Genomic DNA, 8,938 nt, shown 5'->3' with positions numbered 1-8,938 from the left:
GAGGATGTTGAGGTTGATCTAGAGAGCAATAATCTGACTACTTCTGGCACACTGACTATCACCGATGTTGATGCCAATGATGTCGCAGCTTTCCAACCAAACGGTATTTTTACCCCAGAAGGTTCAACGAATGAAACCGCATTGGGGATGTTGACCATCACTGACGATGGTGAATGGACCTACGTTGTTAATAATGATGATGTTCAGTACTTAGATGATGACGAGTTTGTTACTGAGGTTTACACCGTGACAGCAATAGACGGTACAACCAGTGAAGTGACCATCACTATAAACGGTGCGGATGACCCATCGGAAATCACTGTAGGTGAAGGGGATTCGGATACCGGAGAGGTAACAGAGGATCTTAATGTAAACACCGAAACTAATGAGTTAATGGCATCTGGTACATTGACTATTACTGATGTCGATACCAGCGATAACCCGGCGTTTAAGCCAAACGGAGTGTTTACACCAGTAGGGTCAACGTATTCACTTGCTCTAGGCATGTTGACTATCACACCAGAGGGAGCCTGGAGTTATGTTGTCGATAACAATGCTGTCCAATACTTAGGGGACGATGACACCGTAATCGAAAGGTATGTTGTTACCGCGACCGATGGTGTTGAACATGTTATTGAAATTACAATTAATGGTGTGAACGATGCGCCTGAAGCAACCAGTTTTACTGTCGTCAATGATGATGACGCCGTGATACCAATTCTGTTCGATTCTGAAGATGGTGGTATACCTGACTACATTTCAGATGTGGAAGATGATCATAATGACATAGCTTTACATGTTCGTATTCAGACACTGCCAACCAGTGGCACATTGCTATATACCGATGAAAATGGCGTTACTAGAGAGATTGTGCAGTCTGATGTGGATAATGAAGTATTGTTTATTCCAAACAACATTAGCTTCGTTGCCGGGCCTGGTCAGCCATTTGAAATGGGCTTTAGTGGCGAGCCGGAGGATATGCCAGCGCTCGTTGATGGATTTTACAATTGGGGGGTAGAGGTTTCCCCGACAGAGAGGCTGATTACATTAGAAAATGGCAACACGATTACTCTATCGATTGAGGACAACAACGATAAACCTCTGAAGCAATACCAAGGAGAGCAGCCTCATGTTGGCTTTGGTATTGGTGATACCGATGGTAGAGGTATGAACAAACAGGAAACCTTGATCCTCGATTTTTCAAATAACCCACTAGAGGTCGTTGACTTTGGTTTAGACGGTTTGGGTGGTGCGTTTAACACCAATAGTAACGTTTATGTGGAAGTTCTTTATACTTTCGCTGACGGTACAACACACACAGAGCAGTATCAAAAAGACCCTGGCGACACTGGGAACAGTCAAATTCTTTATGATTTTAGTTACTCCTCACCAAGTAACCCCATCGTGGGCATGGAGCTTTCGTCGACAGGGGGAAGTTGGGAGCTACGCTATGTACAAGGTAATGAAGCGGTTACCGATGACCCACAATTTGACTATGTTGCTGTTGATTCAACGGGTACCGAAAGTAGCGTAGAAACAGTGACCGTTGATATTGAAGAGCCACAACAATATAACGTGATAAGTGCAGCGAGTAACGAGCCCTTATTCGCGGGTACTGGTAATGACTTACTGATTGGTGACAGTGACGATAACATTTTCACCTGGTTAGATTCAGCGCTTGATAATGGTACGGATATCATCAAAGATTTTGAGCTGTATACGAATGGTTCAGGTGATTTGATAGATCTCAATGATCTGCTAGAAGACCCACAAGATGAAACTCAAATGGCTGAGCTACTGGGTATGATTGAGGTTAATGTTGATGGGGATGATATTGCGTTGTCAATCCCAATCAATGATGGAGGTGATTCTCAAACTATTGTTGTAGAGGGGATTGCAACAGAAGTGGCCGCATCGGTTGACTTAGGTAATGATCTCGCAGTGCTGGGAGAGCTCATTAAAAATGATGCGGCCTGATATGTCGGGCCATGGTGCCAGCGTTTAGTCTAATCATAGCCCCCAATATTGGGGGCTTTTTTGTGGGAGAACACTGCCGGTAAAGAGTGAATCCCAGGCAAAAAAAAGCCCAAACCAACGTGGTTTGGGCGGATACAAGTATAGGAGTTAATAAGGAAAATGCAGTAATTAAGAAAGCAGGGAGAACAACAAGTTTGACGGCCTGTTAAACTTCTAAATACTCTGTTTTCTACGTAATTTATGACTCCCCATTTCTAATTCAGTTCCCAGAAAATTCATTAAATTTTACTTTTTTCTTAAACATCCCGCGATTCAATCGGTTAGTGGCGATATTTTTTAACTGGTACGACCAATTTGTGAAAATGTGATGTTGCTTGCTTGTTAAATAAATGTTCTCGTCGTATATTTCAAACAGTTGTTTAATACGAGTGATTGAAATGGCACCAAGAAGTACAACCAAAGACAAAATCTTAGACGTAGCTGAAGGCTTGTTTGCTGAGCATGGCTTTAATGACACCTCTTTACGCACCATTACGGGCAAAGCGAACGTCAACCTAGCTTCGGTGAACTACCACTTTGGCGACAAGAAAACTCTGGTTCGTGCGGTACTCAATCGCTACCTAGAAGCATTCATGCCTGCGCTGCAAGATGCACTAGTGAACTTAAACTTGAACGAAACGTATTCTATGAGTGACGTGTTTGAGTCTTTGAGACAGCCATTAAGAGCACTGAATGATGTAAGGCCAAATGGTACTAGCAGATTCATGTTACTTATCGGCAGAGGCTACACGGACGTACAGGGGCATTTACGTTGGTTCATTACGACTCGTTACAGCGAAGTACTCACTTTGTTTACTAGCTCAGTAATGAAGGCTAACCCGAACCTCACCAAAGAACAGTTATTTTGGCGATTGCACTTCACCCTAGGAACTTGTGTATTCACCATGGCTTCCAGTCAAGCTCTCGTAGAAATTGCAGAGAATGATTACGGGAAGAAAATAGATGCCAAAGCAGTGGTCGATATTTTAATTCCATACTTGGCCGCTGGCATGTCAGCAGAAGAATAAAACAATAAAAAGCGAATAAATTCACAACCAATATAGTGAACAAAAGGATCTGAACTATGAGCTCTCTAAGACAAAAATGGGTAAGTGACCCAGCTTTTAAACTCTTTAAAAAAGTACTACCACCACTATCTAGCACTGAAAAAGAAGCGATGGAAGCGGGTAGCGTGTGGTGGGACGGAGAGCTGTTTTCTGGTAAGCCAGACTTCACTAAGCTGCACCAATACCCGAAACCTCAACTTTCATCAGAAGAGCAGTCTTTTATGGACAATGAGCTAGAAACCTTGCTTTCTATGCTTGATGACCATCAGATTGTGAAAGAAGATCGAGATCTTCCGAAAGAAGTTTGGAATTTCTTACGCAAAGAACGCTTCTTTTCTTTGATTATTTCTAAAGAGTACGGCGGTCGTGAATTTTCAGCACACGCAAACTCAACGATTGTTACTAAGATCGCAACTCGTAGTATCAGTGCCGCGGTTTCTGTAATGGTTCCTAACTCTCTTGGCCCTGGTGAGCTTTTATCTCACTATGGTACTCAAGAACAGAAAGATTACTGGCTACCACGTCTTGCTGACGGTACAGATATCCCATGTTTCGCACTAACTGGCCCTGAAGCGGGTTCTGATGCAGGCGGTATTCCTGATGTTGGTACTGTATGTATGGGGATGCACGAAGGTAAAGAGACACTGGGTATCAAGCTTAACTGGAACAAGCGTTACATCACGCTAGCACCAGTCGCAACAGTACTTGGCCTAGCATTCAAACTGCACGATCCAGAAAAGCTATTGGGTGATAAAGAAGATATCGGCATCACGTGTGCGCTTATTCCAGCAGATCATGAAGGTGTTGTGATTGGTGAGCGTCATGACCCACTAGGCCTGGCGTTTATGAACGGTCCAACACGCGGCCACGACGTATTCATTCCTATGGAATGGCTAATCGGTGGCGCAGATTACGCAGGTAAAGGCTGGCGTATGCTGGTGGAGTGTCTATCTGCGGGTCGTGGTATCTCATTACCAGCATTAGGTACGGCAATGGGCCACCTAACGGCAAGAACAACAGGTGCATACGCATACGTTCGTAAGCAGTTTGGCATGTCGATTGGTAAGTTTGAGGGTGTTGCAGAGAGCTTAGGTCGCATTGGTGGTTTAACGTATCTACTAGAAGCGACACGAACTCTAACGACGACATCGCTTGATATGAAAGAGAAACCGGGCATCGTAACGGCTATCGCGAAATACCACATGACAGAGATGGCACGTACCATTCTGAATGATTCAATGGATATTCACTCTGGTCGTGCAATTCAAGATGGTCCGATGAACTACTTGGCTGCGCCTTACCTAGGTATCCCAGTTGCAATCACAGTAGAAGGTGCAAACATCCTGACTCGTAACCTGATGATCTTTGGTCAAGGTGCGACACGTTGTCATCCATACGTATTGAGCGAGATGGAAGCGGCAGCTAATCCAGATGAGAAGCAAGGCGCGAAAGACTTCGATGACTTGTTATTCAAGCATATTGGGCACGCAACTAAGAACACATTTGGCGCGTTCGGTGCAGCATTGACTGGCTCTAAGTTTATTAAAGCGGACATGAGTGGTCCAACTAAGCCTTACTACCAAGACCTGACTCGTCTGAGCCGTGCATTAGCGGTAAGTGCAGACTTCGCGATGCTAACTCTAGGTGGTGAACTGAAACGTAAAGAGCTTATCTCTGCACGTTTAGGTGATGGTCTGAGTTACCTATACATGGCTTCAGCTGCGCTTAAGAAGTATGAAGACGAAGGTCGTCAACAAGCAGACTTAGACTATGTACACTACGCGGTTCAGCACTGTTTCCACCATGCTGCAAAGGCACTACAAGAGGCGTACCGTAACTTCCCGAATAAGGTGGTTGGTAAGGTACTTAAAGGTCTAATATTCCCTGTGGGCAACCACTTCGAGAAACCAAGCGATGATCTGACAGTCCAGTTGGCTGAAAGCTTGATGACTCCGGGTGCACACCGTGAACGCCTGACTCACCTTTGCTACATCGGTCAGGAAGAAGACGATAGCGTTGGCTTGATGGAAAATGCGTTCAATGCGATGTACAGCATCAAACCACTTGAACGTAAGATCTTTAAAGCGGTTAAAGAGGGCAAAGTAGCACGTAAAGGTCTACTGCAAGACAAACTTGCTCAAGCACTGGCAGCAGACGTACTGACTCAAGACGAAGTTGACCAAATCATTGCAGCAGACAAACTACGCTACGCTGCAATCCAAGTTGACCACTTCAGTCACGATTACAGTGAAACTTTGACGCGAAAAGAGTTAAAACCTAAGCTAAATAGCGTTGCTTAGATTAAGAAATGATAAAAGGCACCTTAAAAGGTGCCTTTTTTTGTTTTTGTCGTAGAAGTCGCAATAGACGCGTTAACAAATGGTGACTTAGTCAGCAAATATTTACTGAGTGCTCCAACCACTTGCATTTTCACCACATTTTTACAGAAATTAGATGCCATTTGCGTACGAAACTTTTATCCTTAACCTGATTTTTTAAGGAAGTTGAATATGATCATCAAACCTCGAATTCGCGGATTCATCTGTACTACAACACATCCAGTCGGTTGTGAAGCTAATGTAAAAGAACAAATTGCTTACACAAAAGCTCAAGGCCCAATCGCAAACGCACCTAAACGTGTACTAGTTGTTGGCTCTTCAAGTGGCTACGGCTTGTCTTCACGTATTGCGGCTGCATTTGGTGGCGGCGCTTCAACTATCGGTGTTTTCTTTGAGAAAGCCGGTACTGAAAAAAAGCCTGGCACAGCTGGTTTCTACAACTCAGCAGCGTTCGACAAGTTTGCTAAAGAAGAAGGCCTATATTCAAAAAGCCTGAATGGCGATGCTTTCTCTAACGAAGCGAAACAAAAAACAATTGACCTGATCAAAGAAGATCTAGGCCAAATCGATATGGTTGTATACTCACTGGCGTCTCCAGTACGTAAAATGCCAGAGACTGGCGAAGTAATTCGTTCATCTCTAAAGCCTATCGGTGAAACGTACACGTCAACTGCGGTTGATACGAACAAAGACACAATCATCGAAGCAAGCGTAGAGCCTGCAACTGAAGAAGAGATCAAAGACACTGTAACTGTAATGGGCGGTGAAGATTGGGAACTTTGGATCAACGCTCTTTCTGAAGCTGGTGTACTAGCTGACGGTTGTAAGACGGTAGCTTACAGCTACATCGGTACTGAACTAACGTGGCCAATCTACTGGGATGGCGCACTAGGTAAAGCTAAGATGGATCTAGACCGTGCAGCGACAGCGCTGAATGAGAAGCTAGGCCAAACTGGCGGTACTGCAAACGTTGCTGTTCTTAAGTCTGTTGTGACTCAAGCAAGCTCTGCAATCCCTGTTATGCCTCTTTACATCGCTATGGTGTTCAAGAAGATGCGTGAAGAAGGTATTCACGAAGGTTGTATGGAACAGATCTTCCGTATGTTTAGCCAGCGTCTATACAAAGAAGACGGTAGCGCTCCAGAAGTTGATGACGTAAACCGTCTACGTCTGGATGATCTAGAACTGCGTGACGACATTCAAGAACACTGTCGTAACCTATGGCCTCAAATCACAACTGAAAACCTAAAAGAACTGACTGACTACGTTGAGTACAAAGAAGAGTTCTTGAAGCTATTCGGTTTCGGTGTTGAAGGTGTTGATTACGAAGCTGACGTTAACCCAGCTGTTGAATTTGATGTAGCTGACATCTAATTCAAATTATCGAATCTAAACGAATAGGCGCTCATTGAGCGCCTATTTTTTGTCTGCTATTTGATTAAAGAGATTAAGAGCAGATACGGGATACGAAAAGATTAAGAGCGGATTCGGGATGCGAGTGGCGGGATGAGAAGAGATTAAATAGCAGATGTGGGATTCGAGTGGCGGGATGTGAAGAGGTTAAGAGCAGATACGGGATGCGAGTGGCGAGATACGAAAAGATTTAAGAGCAGAGACGAGTGACGAGATTCGAGATGCGAAGAGAGCTAAGAGTAGGAGCGGGGAAGGAGGCTTGAAGTGCTAAAAACAAGCAATAAAAAATGCACTAACCCAGATGAATTAGTGCATTAGAAATGAATCGCTTAGCGATGTGTGTCTAGCTGATAATGATGATGAAAGTACCGGCTAACGTCATCAAGATGTTTGCTATCGCGTAAGTGCCCGCGTAACCCAGTGCTGGAATTGTTGAACGAGCGTGGTCATTTACGATGTCCATTGCAGGAGCACAGGTTCGTGCACCGATGATCGCACCAAACAACAGTGCACGGTTCATTTTCAATATGTACGCGCCCACTAAATAAGCGAAGAATACTGGGATAACACTGACGATCAGAGCAATACCAATAACCTGCGGACCAACTTGAGTTAAGTGCTCAAATATCTTACCACCGGCGCTTAAACCGATACCGACCATAAAGAACATCAAACCGAGGTCTTTGACCATGTTCAATGCACCCTGAGGTACATAACCAAAAGTAGGGTGGTTCGCTCGTAAGAAGCCAAGCATGATACCGGATAGCAATAGGCCAACCGCGTTACCTAAACCAAATGAAACCTGGCCAAATGTCATCGTGATCAAACCAAATAGAATGCCCAAGATAAAGAAGCTACAGAACGCCATTAGATCCGCCATTTGGCTGTGGATCGAGATGAAACCAATTTTCTCTGCTAGGCCGTGAACACGACTCTTTTCACCACTTACCTGCAGTACATCACCTTTAGAAAGCACGATGTTTAAGTCCATCGGCATTTCAATCTGAGCTCTTACTACGCGGTTTAGGAAACAACCATATTCAGACAGGTTTAAGTCTGATAAGCGTTTACCTGCGATACTGTCACTTTTAACGACGATCTCTTCTTCCACGATACGTAGGTCAAGAAGGTTACGGTCGAAAACCTCTTTGCCATTACGGAAACTTGGGTCTAGGCGCGCGTGGCTATCCGGGAAACCAACCAATGCGATCTCGTCGCCTTCTTGCAAAATGGCATCACCATCTGGGTGTGCAAGAATGCCATTACGGCGAATACGTTCGATGTAACAGCCTGTTTGGCGATAGATACCCAACTCACGCAGGTTTTTACCGTCAGTCCAAGAGATAAGTTCTGGTCCCACACGATAAGCACGAATAATTGGCAGGTAAACCTTGCGCTGGCCCGAAGCGCCTAAGCCTCGTTCTTGCGCAATTTGCTCTGCTGAGTCGTGCAGATTTACTTTCTGAAGTTTTGGAATCAGACGAGCAAACATAATCATACTGATTAAGCCAACTAGGTAAGCCATCGCGTAGCCGACCGATAGGTTTTCGATAATCAGGCTTAAATCCATGTTCCTAGGCACTTCAGCAAGCCCTGAGTTGAGTGCGTCCTGCGCACCTACCAAGATTGGTGTCGCCGTTAGTGCACCAGCCATCATGCCGGCAGAAAGTCCGAAACTAAGGCCTAAGTACTCGCTGCAGAAGTAGGTAAGCGCAATAGCTGTGGAGAGCACCACTAAACTTAAAATAAGGTAGTGTTTGCCATCTCGGAAAAAGATACCAAAGAAGTTCGGTCCCGCTTCAATACCCACACAGTAGATGAATAGCATAAAGCCAATCGTTAGGGCATCTGCGTTAAATGAGAAACCTAGATGACCCATCACAAGAGAAGTAATCAGGACACCTATTGAGTTGCCAAGCTGGAGGCTACCAAAGCGAATTTTACCAATGGCTAAACCAATCGATAAAACAACAAAGATGAGGAGAATGGGGTTTTGTTCTAGCAGAAAAACAACGTCGATATTCACAGTGGTCGCTCAATAATAGGCGTGAAAAACAGGGTAAGTTTGAAATGTGGATTGTATCTAAATATAAATAAATTATA

5 protein-coding genes are annotated in these 8,938 nt (G+C 44.5%); 4 read left to right on the top strand and 1 reads right to left on the bottom strand.

Translation table 11 applies throughout. The annotated features are described in order from the left end of the window. The 4 genes from F0228_RS10295 to fabV form a co-directional block, all read left to right on the top strand. On the top strand, positions 1-1,977 hold a 1,977-nt coding region (locus tag F0228_RS10295), incomplete at its 5' end, for a VCBS domain-containing protein (protein ID WP_171762215.1). Between the two features lie 437 nt (positions 1,978-2,414). Then, a complete protein-coding gene (locus tag F0228_RS10290) occupies positions 2,415-3,044 on the top strand; it encodes a TetR/AcrR family transcriptional regulator (protein ID WP_061031656.1) in 630 nt (209 codons plus the stop codon). 56 nt (positions 3,045-3,100) lie between these two features. Next, on the top strand, positions 3,101-5,383 hold the full coding sequence (locus tag F0228_RS10285) for an acyl-CoA dehydrogenase (protein WP_061031655.1): 2,283 nt from the start codon (positions 3,101-3,103) through the stop codon (positions 5,381-5,383). A 210-nt stretch (positions 5,384-5,593) separates the two neighbouring features. Next, positions 5,594-6,796, top strand: coding sequence for an enoyl-ACP reductase FabV (gene fabV, locus F0228_RS10280; RefSeq protein WP_061031654.1), 1,203 nt, complete (start codon positions 5,594-5,596; stop codon positions 6,794-6,796). 382 nt (positions 6,797-7,178) lie between these two features. Here the strand turns inward: fabV and F0228_RS10275 are convergent, their stop codons facing one another. Next, complete coding sequence (locus F0228_RS10275) at positions 7,179-8,861, bottom strand: aspartate:alanine antiporter (RefSeq protein ID WP_008222852.1); 1,683 nt, start codon at positions 8,859-8,861, stop codon at positions 7,179-7,181. Positions 8,862-8,938 lie beyond the last annotated feature (77 nt).

This window comes from Vibrio sp. 99K-1, from assembly GCF_013114585.1.
Classification (GTDB): domain Bacteria; phylum Pseudomonadota; class Gammaproteobacteria; order Enterobacterales; family Vibrionaceae; genus Vibrio; species Vibrio chagasii_B.
The sequence above is the reverse complement of the archived record's forward strand: the minus strand, read 5'-3'. Positions and strand labels throughout refer to the sequence as shown.

Excerpts from the sequence above, each read along its gene's own strand:
- F0228_RS10290 (WP_061031656.1), top strand. The coding sequence starts at position 2,415 with ATGGCACCAAGAAGTACAACCAAAGACAAAATCTTAGACGTAGCTGAA.
- F0228_RS10285 (WP_061031655.1), top strand. The coding sequence starts at position 3,101 with ATGAGCTCTCTAAGACAAAAATGGGTAAGTGACCCAGCTTTTAAACTC.
- fabV (WP_061031654.1), top strand. The coding sequence starts at position 5,594 with ATGATCATCAAACCTCGAATTCGCGGATTCATCTGTACTACAACACAT.